Annotated in this window: 17 protein-coding genes and 1 pseudogene; 4 read left to right on the plus strand and 14 right to left on the minus strand. The window is 44.7% G+C overall.

The features are described 5' to 3' along the window. The first annotated feature begins 3 nt into the window (after positions 1-3). A complete protein-coding gene (gene zapD / locus VNE01S_RS08605) occupies positions 4-744 on the plus strand; it encodes a cell division protein ZapD (protein ID WP_053394200.1) in 741 nt (246 codons plus the stop codon). 61 nt (positions 745-805) lie between these two features. Continuing rightward, positions 806-1,000: a DNA gyrase inhibitor YacG gene (gene yacG / locus VNE01S_RS08610; protein ID WP_053394201.1), complete on the plus strand. Its 195-nt coding sequence runs from the start codon at positions 806-808 to the stop codon at positions 998-1,000. Positions 1,001-1,285: 285 nt separating this feature from the next. Here the strand turns inward: yacG and rplS are convergent, their stop codons facing one another. The 5 genes and pseudogenes from rplS to ffh all read right to left on the minus strand — a co-directional run bounded on the left by rplS (position 1,286) and on the right by ffh (position 4,874). After that, positions 1,286-1,639 carry a 50S ribosomal protein L19 gene (gene rplS, locus VNE01S_RS08615; protein ID WP_009602110.1) on the minus strand — a complete coding sequence of 118 codons (354 nt, stop codon included), beginning with the start codon at positions 1,637-1,639 and terminating at the stop codon, positions 1,286-1,288. A 41-nt stretch (positions 1,640-1,680) separates the two neighbouring features. Next, a pseudogene (gene trmD / locus VNE01S_RS08620) lies at positions 1,681-2,425 on the minus strand (tRNA (guanosine(37)-N1)-methyltransferase TrmD). 24 nt (positions 2,426-2,449) lie between these two features. Then, positions 2,450-2,998 carry a ribosome maturation factor RimM gene (gene rimM / locus VNE01S_RS08625; protein WP_053394203.1) on the minus strand — a complete coding sequence of 183 codons (549 nt, stop codon included), beginning with the start codon at positions 2,996-2,998 and terminating at the stop codon, positions 2,450-2,452. 28 nt (positions 2,999-3,026) lie between these two features. Further along, on the minus strand, positions 3,027-3,275 hold the full coding sequence (gene rpsP, locus VNE01S_RS08630) for a 30S ribosomal protein S16 (RefSeq protein ID WP_005379962.1): 249 nt from the start codon (positions 3,273-3,275) through the stop codon (positions 3,027-3,029). Positions 3,276-3,491: 216 nt separating this feature from the next. Beyond that, complete coding sequence (gene ffh / locus VNE01S_RS08635) at positions 3,492-4,874, minus strand: signal recognition particle protein (RefSeq protein WP_053394204.1); 1,383 nt, start codon at positions 4,872-4,874, stop codon at positions 3,492-3,494. Between the two features lie 206 nt (positions 4,875-5,080). Here ffh and VNE01S_RS08640 point away from each other — a divergent pair, with 206 nt between their 5' ends. After that, entirely contained in the window at positions 5,081-5,875 is a 795-nt protein-coding gene (locus VNE01S_RS08640; protein ID WP_053394205.1) for a cytochrome C assembly family protein, read from the plus strand. 119 nt (positions 5,876-5,994) lie between these two features. Further along, the gene (locus VNE01S_RS08645) at positions 5,995-7,266 is read left to right on the plus strand and encodes an HlyC/CorC family transporter (RefSeq protein ID WP_053394206.1); all 1,272 of its coding nucleotides are present in this window, start codon (positions 5,995-5,997) and stop codon (positions 7,264-7,266) included. A 66-nt stretch (positions 7,267-7,332) separates the two neighbouring features. Here VNE01S_RS08645 and rpoS read toward each other — a convergent pair whose 3' ends face one another. The 9 genes from rpoS to VNE01S_RS08690 all read right to left on the minus strand — a co-directional run bounded on the left by rpoS (position 7,333) and on the right by VNE01S_RS08690 (position 14,199). After that, the gene (gene rpoS / locus VNE01S_RS08650) at positions 7,333-8,310 is read right to left on the minus strand and encodes an RNA polymerase sigma factor RpoS (protein ID WP_061781637.1); all 978 of its coding nucleotides are present in this window, start codon (positions 8,308-8,310) and stop codon (positions 7,333-7,335) included. Between the two features lie 73 nt (positions 8,311-8,383). Beyond that, complete coding sequence (locus VNE01S_RS08655) at positions 8,384-9,328, minus strand: peptidoglycan DD-metalloendopeptidase family protein (RefSeq protein ID WP_053394207.1); 945 nt, start codon at positions 9,326-9,328, stop codon at positions 8,384-8,386. A gap of 2 nt (positions 9,329-9,330) precedes the next feature. Then, positions 9,331-9,957 carry a protein-L-isoaspartate(D-aspartate) O-methyltransferase gene (locus VNE01S_RS08660; RefSeq protein WP_053394208.1) on the minus strand — a complete coding sequence of 209 codons (627 nt, stop codon included), beginning with the start codon at positions 9,955-9,957 and terminating at the stop codon, positions 9,331-9,333. A 2-nt stretch (positions 9,958-9,959) separates the two neighbouring features. Further along, positions 9,960-10,718, minus strand: coding sequence for a 5'/3'-nucleotidase SurE (gene surE / locus VNE01S_RS08665; protein ID WP_053394209.1), 759 nt, complete (start codon positions 10,716-10,718; stop codon positions 9,960-9,962). Next, positions 10,715-11,761 (minus strand): tRNA pseudouridine(13) synthase TruD, encoded by a 1,047-nt coding sequence (truD, locus tag VNE01S_RS08670; RefSeq protein ID WP_053394210.1) that lies wholly within the window; start codon positions 11,759-11,761, stop codon positions 10,715-10,717. The genes surE and truD overlap by 4 nt, the downstream gene beginning before the upstream one ends. 56 nt (positions 11,762-11,817) lie before the next feature. Then, positions 11,818-12,294, minus strand: coding sequence for a 2-C-methyl-D-erythritol 2,4-cyclodiphosphate synthase (gene ispF / locus VNE01S_RS08675; RefSeq protein ID WP_053394211.1), 477 nt, complete (start codon positions 12,292-12,294; stop codon positions 11,818-11,820). Positions 12,295-12,297: 3 nt separating this feature from the next. Then, complete coding sequence (ispD, locus tag VNE01S_RS08680) at positions 12,298-13,002, minus strand: 2-C-methyl-D-erythritol 4-phosphate cytidylyltransferase (RefSeq protein WP_053394212.1); 705 nt, start codon at positions 13,000-13,002, stop codon at positions 12,298-12,300. Next, entirely contained in the window at positions 13,002-13,280 is a 279-nt protein-coding gene (ftsB, locus tag VNE01S_RS08685) for a cell division protein FtsB (protein ID WP_053394213.1), read from the minus strand. Before ftsB ends, ispD begins: the two co-directional genes overlap by 1 nt. 115 nt (positions 13,281-13,395) lie before the next feature. Next, complete coding sequence (locus tag VNE01S_RS08690) at positions 13,396-14,199, minus strand: undecaprenyl-diphosphate phosphatase (RefSeq protein WP_053394214.1); 804 nt, start codon at positions 14,197-14,199, stop codon at positions 13,396-13,398. Positions 14,200-14,206 lie beyond the last annotated feature (7 nt).

Raw genomic sequence — 14,206 nt, forward strand, 5'->3', positions numbered from 1 at the left:
TTAATGACCACTCACTACTTCGAACATCCACTCAATGAGAAAACCCGAATTTATCTGAGGGTTGAAGCTCTGCTAAATCAGCTCAACATCGCTGCTGATTTTAACGATGACATGCAACATTTAGTTTTCTTCCGCTCACTATTTGACATGTTGGAGATCTTTGAACAGATACAATTAAAGAGTGAGCTAGCCAAAGACATAGAGAAGCAAAGGCTTACCTATCGAGCGTGGCTTGATATTGATGGTGTTGATCAGGAAATGCTGCGCGAAATTCTGAATAATGTAGACAACACGCACAGTAAGTTAATGGCAGCTGAACGCTTTGGGCAAAGCCTCAGAGAAGACCGCTTTTTGAGTACTATCCGTCAACGATTTAACTTGCCTGGCGGCTCGTGCTGTTTTGATTTACCCGCATTGCATCATTGGCTTCATTTACCAGAGGAGGCCAAAAAGTCCGATGCACACAAATGGATGGCTTCACTAAAACCATTATCTGAGGCACTGACATTATGGCTCAACCTCACCAGAGAAACTGGTGATTTCCACAATATCGCTGCTCACTCTGGTTTCTATCAAAGTGATGCTGACGAAGCCAATATCTTGCGCTTGGAAATCCCAATGCACTACGATGTCTACCCTATGATTTCTGGTCACAAAAATCGCTTTGCAATTAAGTTTCTCGATTTTTCTTCAGGGCAAGCGAGCACTCAAAACATTGAGTTCCGCTTGGCTGTATGCAGCTAATATGACCAAAACGCGTTATAATCTTTCTCAAAATATCTTAAATACAGCTTAGAGAATCATCATGTCAAAGATTACCATTGTGCCTTGCCCTCAGTGTGGTGCTGATGTTGAGTGGGGAGAGCAAAGTCCACACCGCCCATTTTGCAGCAAAAAATGTCAGATGATTGATTTTGGGGAATGGGCTGATGAAGAAAATGCTATTCCGGGAGCACCGGACATGTCTGACAGCGATGGATGGTCAGAAGACCAATACTAAAGAAACACAATTGCCACTCGCAAATAGAAAAGCTGATGTGAAAACATCGGCTTTTTTGTTTCTTGTGTATTACCCAAGCTCTTAGGTCAAACCATTTTTTGTCTTAGAACGTAGATATTTTTCTTTCTACCTAGAAAAAGGCGCGGACCTTTCTTGAAACAACTGTGCCAGTAAATAAGCAGCGATGACAACGATAGGAAGGGAAAGAGCAAGTTATAAGCAACAAAATAAAAAAGCGGAGGCCTAATGGCCTCCGCTAATACTATGAGAACGCTAGTTATAGCATTACTTCTTAGCAAGTTTCTCTTTAATACGAGCAGACTTACCAGAACGCTCACGTAGGTAGTACAGCTTGGCACGACGTACTGCACCGCGGCGTTTAACTTCAATGCTATCAACCATTGGAGAGTGAGTTTGGAACGTACGCTCAACACCTTCACCGTTAGAGATCTTACGTACAGTGAATGCAGAGTGTAGACCACGGTTACGGATACCGATTACAACGCCTTCAAAAGCCTGTAGACGCTCACGTTCACCTTCTTTTACCTTAACTTGAACAACAACAGTGTCACCTGGTGCAAAGTTAGGTAGGTCTTTTTTCATTTGCTCTTCTTCAAGAGCTTTGATGATGTTACTCATTTTCAATATTCCTAGAATAAACTGATACTAAATTAAATAGGTTACTTGTTTCGATGCTCTCTAATGAACTCGGCAAGTAATTGTTCCTGTTCGTCAGTCAGAGCTAGGTTTTCCAGGAGCTCTGGTCTTCTTAGCCAAGTACGGGCCAACGACTGCTTTAGTCGCCAGCGACGAATGTCCTTATGGTTACCGGATTTGAGTACCGCTGGCACTTCTTTTCCATCTAACACGTCAGGACGCGTATAGTGAGGGCAATCTAACAAACCATTTGCAAAAGAATCTTCTTCTGCCGACGCAAAATCCCCTAGCACTCCCGGTACAAACCGAGAGACAGAATCGATTAACGTCATGGCTGGTATTTCACCACCCGTCATCACAAAAGTCACCAATTGACCATTCTTCGTCAACTTCTGATTGGATGATACGCTCATCTACCCCTTCATAGCGGCCACAAATAAGAAGCAAGTTCTCGTTTGTTGCTAACTCTTCAACTCCTTTTTGGTCGAGCTTACGACCTTGAGGAGACAGATAGATAACTTTCGTCTTTCCCGGTGAGGCCTCTTTGGCAGTATGAATGGCATCGCGCAGAGGCTGAACCATCATCAACATACCAGGACCACCACCATAAGGCCTATCATCGACAGTGCGATGTTTGTCGTGAGTGAAATCACGAGGATTCCATGTCTCAATAGACAAAAGACCTTTTTTAACCGCTTGGCCTGTTACTCCGTAACCAGTAACGCTGCGGAACATTTCAGGAAATAGGCTTATTACGCCGATCCACATTGTTCTATCGCTCATTACTTGGAGTTAAAACCCAGGATCCCAGTCAACTTCGATCCGTTGAGCTTCGCGATCAATGTGTTTGATCACTTGCTCTTCAAGGAACGGGATTAGTCGTTCCTTTTGTCCGAAAGCATCTTTCAGATTTGCTTTTACAACCAGAACATCGTTGGAGCCAGTTTCTAGAAGATCAGAAACTGTGCCGAGGTCGTAACCTTTATCAGTTACCACTTGCATTCCAATCAAATCACGCCAGTAGAACTCATCTTCTGGCAATTCTGGAAGAACAGCAGGGTCGATATAGACTTCAAAGTTTGTCATTAGTTGTGCTTCTTCTCGCACATCCAGACCTTCCAGCTTAGCTACCAAACCTTTGTTATGGCGCTTCCAGCTTTCAACTTTGTATTCAACCCACTTGCCACCCTGTTCAATGAACCAAGGGCTGTAATCAAATATGCTTTCAGTATTGTCTGTGTAGGAAAAAACCTTAAGCCAGCCACGAATGCCGTAAGTAGCACCAAACTTGCCTACAACAATTTTCTCGCTGCTCATTGTTTCTTTACCTTTCATCGACATAAGCTAATTTCTACTTCTTATTTAAGAATTAAGCCGCTTTTTGAGCGTCTTTAACTAGCTTAGCAACGCGGTCAGATACAGATGCGCCTTGACCAACCCAGTGGTTAACGCGATCTAGGTCTAGACGTAGACCTTCTTCTTGACCTTTAGCAGTTGGGTTGAAGAAACCAACTTTCTCGATGAAACGGCCAGTTGCTGCATTGCGGCTGTCCGCTACTACGATTTGATAAAATGGACGCTTTTTAGCGCCGTGACGTGCCAAACGAATGGTTACCATGTCGTCCTCTTTGCTTTCTCAAAAATAAAATTAACCCCAGTAACCATTTATCGCTAAATAGTTTGGGGCTCGTGCCAAAATAAAGCTCCGGAATTTTACTCTTATTCCGGAGCAATGCAAGGTCTTTAGCTATTTTTTCACCAACAACTATTTTTCTTCTAAAACAATCTAGGAGATTTAAGTTTGTGAACTAGCTAACAGACTGAAAATAAACTTTTAGCGACCAAACGGGTTAAAACCACCGCCGCCGCCCATGCCACCCATCATGCCTTGCATGTTGCGCATCATGCCTTTCATGCCACCTTTCTGCATTTTTTTCATCATCTTCTGCATCTGGGTGAACTGCTTGAGTAGGCGGTTAACGTCTTGTACTTGCGTACCTGAGCCAGCAGCAATACGTTTCTTGCGTGAGCCTTTAATCAGCTCAGGACGTTGACGCTCTTTCATTGTCATCGAGTTGATGATCGCTTCCATCTGCTTAAACATTTTGTCATCGACTTTATCTTTGACGTTGTCAGGCAGTTGAGACATACCAGGAAGCTTGTCCATCATCCCCATCATACCACCCATGTTCTGCATCTGGCCAAGTTGCTCACGGAAGTCTTCCAAATCGAAGCCTTTCTTCTCTTTGAATTTCTTCGCCAGCTTTTCAGCTTTTTCTTGGTCGACATTGCGTTGCAAATCTTCAATCAGTGACAGTACGTCACCCATGCCAAGAATACGTGATGCGACACGATCAGGGTGGAAAGGTTCTAGCGCGTCGGTTTTTTCGCCCACACCCAAGAACTTGATTGGCTTACCCGTAATATGACGAACAGACAGGGCGGCACCGCCACGAGCGTCGCCATCCACTTTTGTCAGGATCACACCCGTTAGAGGTAGCGCATCGCCAAACGCTTTGGCTGTATTCGCCGCATCCTGACCCGTCATGGCATCAACAACGAATAGGGTTTCCACTGGCGTAATAGCAGTATGAAGGTCCTGAATCTCAGACATCATCTGCTCATCAATCGCCAGACGCCCCGCCGTATCGACAATCAATACGTCATAGAATTTCTTCTTCGCGTGGTCAATCGCAGCATTAGCGATATCGATAGGCTTTTGATCGGGTGATGATGGGAAGAAATCCACACCAATATCTGATGCGAGGGTTTCCAACTGTTTAATCGCGGCAGGACGGTAAACGTCGGCAGAAACAACCAGAACTTTTTTCTTGTCACGTTCCTTTAGAAGCTTAGATAACTTACCGACTGAGGTGGTTTTACCCGCACCTTGTAAGCCAGCCATTAAAATAACCGCTGGTGGTTGAGCCGCCAGATTAAGCGCTTCGTTGGTTTCACCCATTACCGCTTCAAGTTCACCTTGAACGATTTTGATGAACTCTTGGCCTGGCGTTAGAGATTTAGATACCTCTACACCTACTGCTGCTTCCTTTACGCGTTTAATAAAATCGCGGACAACAGGCAACGCTACATCAGCTTCCAGAAGTGCCATGCGCACTTCGCGTAGCGTTTCTTTAATGTTGTCTTCGGTCAGGCGACCTTTACCGCTGATATTTTTCAGCGTTTTGGACAATCGATCCGTTAAATTCTCAAACATCTTCAGTCTCTTTACCCGGGTGTTTGTTATCAAACGCACCCTAAATTTCGCGACAAACTACTGCGAGTATACCTGAGCAGATGGTCCTGTGCACAGCTCTAATCAGTTTTGACATCTCAAGTCACGTAAATGAACCAGATAAGTCATGGCTCAAGTCGTTGAGTCAGGGTATAATTTGTTAAAAATCCACCAGCTGTTAGAGAACCATGGACAACTTAATAGCCGTTGTTGCCGCGATACTTTATTTTTTGGCAATTGCGACCATCATACCGGGTTTAGTCCATCAAACCGGTATTCGAGCAAAAACTGTTTTTGTCAGCGCTTCGCTTGCGCTCATTTTTCATGCCTGGTTACTCAGTGATCTGATCTTTGAAGGTGCAGGTCAAAACTTAAGTATTCTTAATGTCGCTTCATTGATTAGCTTCATTATCTCTCTGGTGATGAGCATAGCAATGCTGAAGACTCGACTATGGTTCTTATTACCTGTGGTATACAGTTTTTCAGCAATCAACCTCAGTGCAGCTGCTTTCCTGCCAAGTACTTTTATTACTCATTTAGAGCAAGACCCCAAATTGCTCATCCACATTTCCTTGGCTTTATTCTCATATTCAACACTGACGATTGGTGCACTCTATGCGCTCCAACTGGCATGGCTTGATCATAAGCTGAAAACCAAAAAAGCTCTGGCTATTAACCCCAACTTGCCTCCTCTGCTTATGGTAGAACGCCAACTCTTTAATATTATCCTGATAGGAACCCTATTACTTACCGGAACTCTCATAACAGGATTTGTATTTGTTCAAGATATGTTTGTTCAAGGTAAGGCCCATAAGGCAATCCTCTCCTTTATCGCATGGATGGTTTACACAGTATTACTGTGGGGTCATTATCAAAAAGGATGGCGAGGGAAAAAAGTCACTTGGTTTGCCGTCGCGGGTGCAACTTTGTTGACTCTTGCTTACTTCGGCAGCCGCTTTGTGCGAGAAATCATTCTTAACTAAACAGGCTAGAAAGGTGCATAAGTGGCACCTTTCTTTTACAATGCCACTTCCCTTTTTGACAGAACTTATCTTAGTCGGTAAGTCATGGTTAACTAAACACCACAAGGAATAGATAAGCTTTGGACGACATATCAACGGGTATCTTATTTGCGCTACTCGCGTGTCTAATTGTAATTTCAGGATATTTTTCGGGTTCAGAGACAGGGATGATGGCTTTGAACCGCTACCGCCTTAAGCACCTAGCCAATACAGGCCACAAGGGAGCTAAGCGCGTTGAAAAACTGCTTAACCGTCCAGATCGTCTTATCGGTTTGATCCTAATCGGTAACAACCTAGTTAACATCCTAGCCTCAGCCATTGCGACCATACTCGGGATGCGACTTTATGGTGATTTGGGTGTCGCAATAGCAACAGGCGCCCTCACATTGGTTGTTTTGGTCTTTGCAGAAGTCACGCCTAAAACCCTTGCTGCGCTTTACCCTGAGAAAGTCTCTTACGCAAGCAGTGTGCTGTTAACAATCCTAATGAAACTATTGTCTCCTTTAGTGATTTTTGTCAACTTCATCACGAATGGGTTTATCCGGTTGCTGGGAATAAGAGCCGATCATGGTGGTGCTGACCACCTGAGTTCAGAAGAGCTGCGAACTGTAGTGAATGAAGCAGGGAGCTTAATTCCAAGACGTCACCAAGATATGCTGATTTCCATCCTAGATCTTGAGCACGTTACTGTTAATGACATCATGGTGCCACGTAACGAGATCACAGGTATTGATATTAACGATGACTGGAAGTCAATTGTTCGTCAGTTGACCCACTCGCCTCATGGCCGTGTCGTCCTATATCGAGACCAAATTGATGAAGTGGTCGGCATGTTACGTTTGCGTGAGTCTTACCGATTAATGCTTGAAAAGAATGAGTTTACTAAAGAAACACTTCTAAGAGCCGCTGATGAAGTGTACTTCATTCCAGAAAGCACACCACTCAATGTTCAACTGCTTAAGTTCCAACGCAACAAACAGCGCATAGGCCTGATTGTTGATGAGTACGGCGACATTATTGGCCTGATCACATTAGAAGATATTTTGGAAGAAATCGTCGGTGAGTTTACAACATCCATCGCACCGAGCTTATCTGAAGAGATTGTGCCTCAAGTCGATGGAAGCTTCTTAATCGAAGGCAGTGCCAACATTCGTGATATCAACAAAGGACTGAAGTGGAAACTGCCTACTGACGGACCTAGAACGTTGAATGGCTTAATACTTGAACATTTAGAGCATATTCCTGAAAGCCACCTCAGCGTACATGTTTTTGGTCATCGCATGGAAATTATCGAACTAGAAGAAAATCGAATAAAGCTTGTGAAGGTATTCCCAAAGACCGCTAAGAAATAAAGTAAAGCAAATACAAACTAAAAAGCCTTGGAAGACCCAAGGCTTTTTTACATGCTAATCTATCCGCTACTCTTCATTGACACTGAATAAACTTTCCATATTCAGCCCCTGCTTCACTAAGATTTCTCTTAGTCGACGTAAACCTTCAACCTGAATTTGACGAACACGCTCACGCGTAAGATTAATCTCTCGCCCGACTTCTTCTAGTGTTGATGGTTCATAGCCAAGCAGGCCAAATCGACGCGCTAATACTTCTTTCTGCTTTGGATTTAGCTCATCAAGCCAGTGAATTAAAGACAGCTTAATATCATCGTCCTGCGTCGATACTTCGGGGTCTGAATTGTTCACATCAGGGATAATATCCAGTAAGGCTTTTTCACCTTCACCACCGATTGGCGTATCCACTGAGCTAATGCGTTCGTTCAAACGAAGCATTTTACTGACATCGTCTACCGGCTTATCCAACTCAGAAGCAATTTCCTCTGCCGTAGGCTCATGATCAAGCTTTTGAGAGAGTTCTCGAGCCGTACGTAAGTAGATATTCAATTCTTTTACTACGTGAATAGGTAGACGGATTGTTCTCGTTTGATTCATCAATGCGCGTTCGATAGTTTGACGAATCCACCAAGTGGCGTAGGTAGAGAAGCGGAATCCGCGTTCTGGATCAAATTTTTCAACCGCACGGATCAAACCAAGATTACCTTCTTCGATCAAGTCGAGAAGTGCTAAACCTCGATTGCTGTATCGGCTCGATTGCTGTATCGGCGAAGAAATTTTAACCACTAGGCGCAAGTTACTTTCTATCATTCGCTTGCGTGCTGCTTCGTCCCCGCGTAGGGCACGGCGAGCATATAAGACTTCTTCTTCTGCGGTGAGTAGTGGTGAAAAACCAATTTCACCGAGGTAGAGTTGTGTTGCATCTAAACTTTTAGATGACGCATCAAACTCTTTATTAGTTACGGATTGATCATCGTCTCTAGGAAGTACATCCATTGCTTCCTGTTCGACTACTTCGACTTTCGTTGCTGTATTGCTGATACTCATAGTGCCTCCCCCGGCGAGCTAGCAAGACATTACTACTTCTAATGTCGCTATATTCCTTTAGCCAGTCAAATTGTTACGGCAAGTAGCGCTTTGGATTCACAGACTTACCTTTGTAGCGAATTTCAAAATGTAATCGAACACTGTTGGCTCCTGAGCTGCCCATTGTGGCTATTTTTTGGCCAGCTTTAACACTTTGTCCTTCACTCACTAGCAACTGATCATTGTGTGCATATGCACTCAAGTAATTATCATTATGTTTTACAATTACAAGATTACCGTATCCACGAAGTGCGTTCCCCGAGTATACGACGGTGCCTCCTGCTGTAGACACAATGGCTTGGCCTCGTTGTCCTGCGATATCAATGCCCTTGTTACCCTGATCTCCAGCAGAAAAGTTTTTAATTACTCTTCCTTTTGTCGGCCATAACCACTTCGATATTTTGTTATTTTTTGGCTTGGGTGTACTGACCGTTTTGTTAACATTTTGTTTCTTTGTAGGTTCAACATACTCCTTTGGTTTGCTTTGATCAACCTTCTTAGGTGGATCTTTTTTAACCACTTGTGGTGATTTTTTTACCTCTTTAGGAGTAGCTTGTTGACTAGAGTTTTTGCTCACATTGACGGGAGGAGATACGGGAACAGGAGGTGGCGTTACGCTAACTACCGCTGGTACGGTCACTGCCGCTGGCACGCTAACAACAGTCGGTGTTTTTTGCCCGTATGATGGCGGGGTATAAGCAGGCTGCCAAAGCTTTAACTTCTGACCAGGAAAAATGGTATAGGGAGGCGCTAGGTCGTTGTAACGGATGATCTCTTTTACATCTTTATCTGTGACGTACGCGATAAAGTACAGTGTGTCACCTTTTTCGACCTCATAGTAGCTACCACGATAACTACCGCGCGGTATGGAGCTGTAATCTTTCTTTAACCCAGAAACAGGAGCAGGAGTATGTGCCGCGCACCCGAAAAGCACACTGCATACACCTAGCATCAGAACTGAGTAAGATTTAAATGTCATGTTTAAGCGAGATCACCAGCCACTAAAGGAACAAAACGAACAAGTTCAATAACTTCCGAATGAAATGTATCACCTTGACGAGTAATTTTCAGCAATTGTTGAACATCGGTTCCAACAGGGATCACCATAATCCCCCCTTCGCTTAACTGTGCCAAAAGTTCAGGAGGCACTGTTTCAGCCGCAGCAGTAACAATGATGGCATCAAAAGGCGCCTTAGCGGACCACCCTTGCCATCCATCGCCGTGCTTTGTTGAGACGTTATAAATATCAAGCTGTTTAAGACGGCGCTTGGCTTCCCACTGCAAAGATTTAATTCTTTCGACTGAAAAAACACGATCCACTAACTGGGACAAGATGGCCGTTTGATAACCCGAGCCCGTCCCTACTTCTAGGACTTTGCTTGAATGTGTCAGTTCCAGTGTTTCTGTCATCTTAGCGACAATATATGGCTGTGAGATCGTCTGCCCAGACCCGATCGGTAGCGCATTGTTATCGTACGCTTGGTGCATCATTGCCTGAGAGACAAAACGTTCACGAGGTATAGAACGAATGGCGTCCAAAACTTTAGTGTTTTGAATGCCATTCTTTGCAAGAAATTCGACTAAACGATCAGCCTGTGGGTTTGCCATCCTCAATCACCCTTTAACCAATTATCCATACTTGCTAATGACTCATGCGCGGTCAGATCAACCTGTAACGGGGTGACTGAAACATAGCCTTTATCCACCGCGTGAAAGTCTGTTCCTTCACCAGCATCTTGCTCTTTGCCCGGTGGGCCAAGCCAATAGATATCATGGCCACGTGGGTCTTGCTGTTTGATCATCGCTTCTGAGTGATGGCGAGCCCCCAAACGAGTCACTTTTACCCCATTGAGCTGTTCAAATGACAAGTCAGGAATATTAACGTTCAAGAGTCGGTTTGTCGGGATGGGCGCTTGGATATGCTGTTCAACAATTTGTCTGGCAATTTTCCCAGCCGCAGCAAAATTGACTTTCCCTACCAAAGAAAATGCGACCGCTTGAACCCCAAGAAAGTGCCCTTCCATCGCAGCAGCGACTGTGCCTGAGTACAACACATCATCGCCCAGATTCGCACCATGATTAATGCCGGTTAAGACCAAATCAGGGAGATCATTTTTCATTAGTTCATTCAAAGCAAAGTGCACACAATCTGTGGGCGTCCCTTGAACAGAAAAAACTTTATCAGCAATTTCAGTCACACGAAGAGGCTGCTCTAGTGTTAAAGAGTTTGATGCTCCAGAACGATTCCGGTCAGGAGCAACAATGGTGACATCTGCAATATCTTTTATTGCAGCGGCTAGCGCGTGAATACCTTCAGCATAAACACCATCGTCATTGCTTAATAAGATCTTTAGCGCTTTGTCTTTCATGAGTAAGTTCGCTCCACTTCCACCTCTTCAATCAACTCTCGAACGATAGCGGTGGCAAAACAGCCCGAATCTAATGAAAAGCTCAAAGTCACAGAATCGTTGTCTGAACTCCAGGTGAGATCCTGCGCTTTAAGAGAGACCACACGGCGATCGTGACGCATGCGATTACCACGGATCAGAGCCATTAAATCGGGCTCTGCATCTAAATGTGGTTGCTCTAATGCCAGTGCTTCCGTTTGCGTAGGCAGTGCGTTATCACCTGCCATGGCAGCCGTAATATCTGCAAACCCTTGAAGGACCTGTTCCTCAAGCATGCTTTTGTTCGAAGAATCCACTAGCAACTGTTCTGCCTCACGCTGTACAAGATCACCATCAATGACCTGACTAAAGAAGCCTTGTTCAATTCGCGCAGACACAATGCTATTGAAAATCCATGATCGTGCTGCCGAAAGCAATAAGCTACGCTTGTTCTGATTGCGAGTGCGTACATTGTCTCGGCCCCAACGTCGAGCTTCTTCAAGGTTACTACCCTGATTTCCAAAACGCTGACTGCCAAAGTAGTTTGGCACTCCCGTTTTGGCGATAGACTCTAAACGCTTGAGTACGCTATCGACATCACTGACTTCAGATAGCGTAACGGTAAAGTGATTACCCGCTAATTCTCCCGGACGCAGCTTTTTATTGTGTCGCGTCGTTTCCAGAATTTCGATACTCGGATACTGCGCAAGGAATGCACTAAAGTCAGGAGTCTCCCCTTTAGGCAAATGAATACTTAACCATTGTTGCGTTACCGCATGACGGTCTTTTAAGCCTGCCCAGCTCACATCTTTTGATTTTACGCCACACGCTTTGGCTAACTCGTTGGCGACAAAGCTGGTATTTTCACCAGTTTTACGAATATGAACCATGAGGTGTTCGCCGCTACCAGCGAATTCATACCCCAAAATTTCATTGACTTGAAAGTGTTCAGGCTGCGCTTTAATTTTAGCGGTAGCTGTTGGTTTACCATTAAGGTAAGCCAGAGAAGATAGAATATCAGACATATTTTGTTCCATTACGTGCGGCTCTGACTGAAAAGGCCGAGCGACACATAACTGAGTTATTTTTTGATAAGTAATACCACCGCTTCCGTCGCGATGCCTTCTTTTCGTCCGGTAAAGCCCAAACGCTCGGTGGTGGTTGCTTTTACATTCACATTGCCAAGGTCGGTTTCAAGATCCTCTGCTATTACTTGGCACATAGACTCAATGTGAGGCGCCATTTTAGGCGCTTGCGCCATAATAGTTACGTCAGCATTGCCTAAGACATACCCTTGTTCTTTAACGCGGCGATAAACGTCGCGCAATAAGTCTCGGCTATTAGCCCCTTTCCATTTATCATCCGTATCAGGGAAATGACGGCCGATATCTCCGGCGGCAATCGCACCAAGCAACGCGTCACACAAGGCATGTAACGCGACATCACCATCAGAATGTGCAATAAGGCCTTGCTCGTAAGGGACTTCAACCCCACCAATAATGACTGGGCCTTCACCACCAAACTTGTGAACATCAAAACCGTGGCCAATTCGAATCATAACTTATCCTTTATTTCGCTGTAGATAAAACTCAGCAAGCGCCAAATCTTCGGGCTGGGTTATTTTTATATTATCGGCGCTACCCTGAACTAAAGCAGGGTGCTCTCCAAGCCACTCAAGCGCAGACGCTTCATCGGTGATTGCGACATTCTCAGCAAGGGCCGAGGATAGTGCGTGAGTCAGTTGCTGAGTTTTAAACATTTGTGGAGTGAGTGCGTGCCACAAAGCTTCCCTTTCAACCGTATGGTCAATGTTATTATCTGTATTTGCTCTTTTCATCGTATCTCGCACCGGAGACGCCAAAATCGCTCCCGTTTTATGTGTGCGAGCCACCTCAATCAACCGGTCAATATCATCGTGTTTAACACATGGCCTTGCAGCATCATGCACTAAAACCCAGTTGCTAGATTGTGTGGAGGCATACTCAAGCCCAGACAGTACGGAATCTGCCCGTTCTTTACCACCTTTAACACGCACCACATCGGCACGTTGACTTATGGCTAGCTCAGAGTAATAAGGATCACTTTCACTGATAGCCACCACGACTTGACGAATAGCAGGGTGTGACAGCAGTTTATCGACTGTATGCTCAAGCACGGTTTTGTCATCAATAGTGAGGTATTGTTTGGGACGATCGGCTTTCATTCGACTGCCAACGCCAGCGGCAGGCACGATAGCGATAAGAGCAAATGTATTGAGATCGGACATTAGTTATCCTCTCCAATAATGCGGTAGAAAGTTTCACCTTCTTTGATCATGCCTAACTCGTGCCGAGCACGTTCTTCAATCGCATCGAGCCCCTGACGTAAATCATCAATTTCAGCAAACATTTCGTTGTTTCGATCTTTCAAACTTGCATTCACTTGGTGTTGAACCTCGATACCCGCTTCAACAAGTTGAAAGTCAGCAATACCATTCTTACCAAACCACAGTTCAAACTGCAGCCAGCCCAGAACCAAAAGTAAAGTCAGTGCAAAAATTCGCATAAGGTTGATTCAAAGAAGTGAGATAAAGAAAGACCACATATATATCACAATGTCACCGTTCAGGCGAGGTGGCTTATATGTGGCCTCTGACTAGATTACGTTACCTTAGCTAAGGTTAGTTCATCATCAAAAATGCGAACAAACCCACACCAAGTAGCAAACGGTAAATAACAAAAGGCGTCATACCCATCCGAGAAATCAATTTCAGGAAGAAATGGATACAAATGTACGCGCTGATGAAAGAAGTGACGATTCCTGTCATCAGAAAACCGAAATGAATGGGCTCACCACTAGTCACAAGCTTCAGCCCTAAATAACTGCCCGCCAGCGTAATAATCGGGATAGACATTAAAAACGAGAAACGCGCAGCAGCCTCACGCGTAAAACCAAGATAAAGGGCTGCGGTGATTGTTGCACCAGAACGAGATGTCCCTGGTATCATCGCCATCGCTTGTGCAAGGCCAATAAAAACCGACTTTTTCCAATCCGCCGTGTACTCGTCATCGGTTAGCTTTGAGTTTTTATCCACATACCAAAGCAGAAGACCGAAAACGATAGTCGTGGTGGCTATAACCCACGCACTGCGCAGATAAAGCTCAATAAAGTCTTTCATCAGCAAGCCAAACACACACGCAGGGATCGTCGCGATAACGATCATCCAAGCCAGTTTGGCCTCTTTACTTCGGTCCCCTTTAAAAATCGAAGCAAAAAATGCGCGTAATAAATAAACCACTTCACGCCTGAAATAAATAACAACAGCCGCTAGCGTACCGACGTGAACAGCAACATCAAACGCCAAGCCTTGATCTTCCCAACCCAATATCGCCGAGGGAAGAATAAGGTGCGCTGAGCTGGAAATGGGCAAAAACTCGGTAAGGCCTTGTATTAAAGCCAAGATAAACGCTTCGAAATAACTCATGGTATTC

The organism is Vibrio nereis NBRC 15637, from assembly GCF_001591105.1.
In the GTDB taxonomy this organism is placed as follows: Bacteria; Pseudomonadota; Gammaproteobacteria; order Enterobacterales; family Vibrionaceae; genus Vibrio; species Vibrio nereis.

Bases quoted from the DNA above. Each gene is read 5' to 3' on its own strand.
- yacG (WP_053394201.1), top strand. From the start codon at position 806: ATGTCAAAGATTACCATTGTGCCTTGCCCTCAGTGTGGTGCTGATGTT.
- VNE01S_RS08655 (WP_053394207.1), bottom strand. From the start codon at position 9,328: ATGACATTTAAATCTTACTCAGTTCTGATGCTAGGTGTATGCAGTGTG.
- rplS (WP_009602110.1), bottom strand. From the start codon at position 1,639: ATGAGTAACATCATCAAAGCTCTTGAAGAAGAGCAAATGAAAAAAGAC.
- ispF (WP_053394211.1), bottom strand. From the start codon at position 12,294: ATGATTCGAATTGGCCACGGTTTTGATGTTCACAAGTTTGGTGGTGAA.
- rpoS (WP_061781637.1), bottom strand. From the start codon at position 8,310: ATGAGTATCAGCAATACAGCAACGAAAGTCGAAGTAGTCGAACAGGAA.
- VNE01S_RS08660 (WP_053394208.1), bottom strand. From the start codon at position 9,957: ATGGCAAACCCACAGGCTGATCGTTTAGTCGAATTTCTTGCAAAGAAT.
- surE (WP_053394209.1), bottom strand. From the start codon at position 10,718: ATGAAAGACAAAGCGCTAAAGATCTTATTAAGCAATGACGATGGTGTT.
- zapD (WP_053394200.1), top strand. From the start codon at position 4: ATGACCACTCACTACTTCGAACATCCACTCAATGAGAAAACCCGAATT.
- ispD (WP_053394212.1), bottom strand. From the start codon at position 13,002: ATGTCCGATCTCAATACATTTGCTCTTATCGCTATCGTGCCTGCCGCT.
- VNE01S_RS08690 (WP_053394214.1), bottom strand. From the start codon at position 14,199: ATGAGTTATTTCGAAGCGTTTATCTTGGCTTTAATACAAGGCCTTACC.
- ffh (WP_053394204.1), bottom strand. From the start codon at position 4,874: ATGTTTGAGAATTTAACGGATCGATTGTCCAAAACGCTGAAAAATATC.
- truD (WP_053394210.1), bottom strand. From the start codon at position 11,761: ATGTCTGATATTCTATCTTCTCTGGCTTACCTTAATGGTAAACCAACA.
- ftsB (WP_053394213.1), bottom strand. From the start codon at position 13,280: ATGCGAATTTTTGCACTGACTTTACTTTTGGTTCTGGGCTGGCTGCAG.
- rpsP (WP_005379962.1), bottom strand. From the start codon at position 3,275: ATGGTAACCATTCGTTTGGCACGTCACGGCGCTAAAAAGCGTCCATTT.
- VNE01S_RS08640 (WP_053394205.1), top strand. From the start codon at position 5,081: ATGGACAACTTAATAGCCGTTGTTGCCGCGATACTTTATTTTTTGGCA.
- rimM (WP_053394203.1), bottom strand. From the start codon at position 2,998: ATGTCGATGAAAGGTAAAGAAACAATGAGCAGCGAGAAAATTGTTGTA.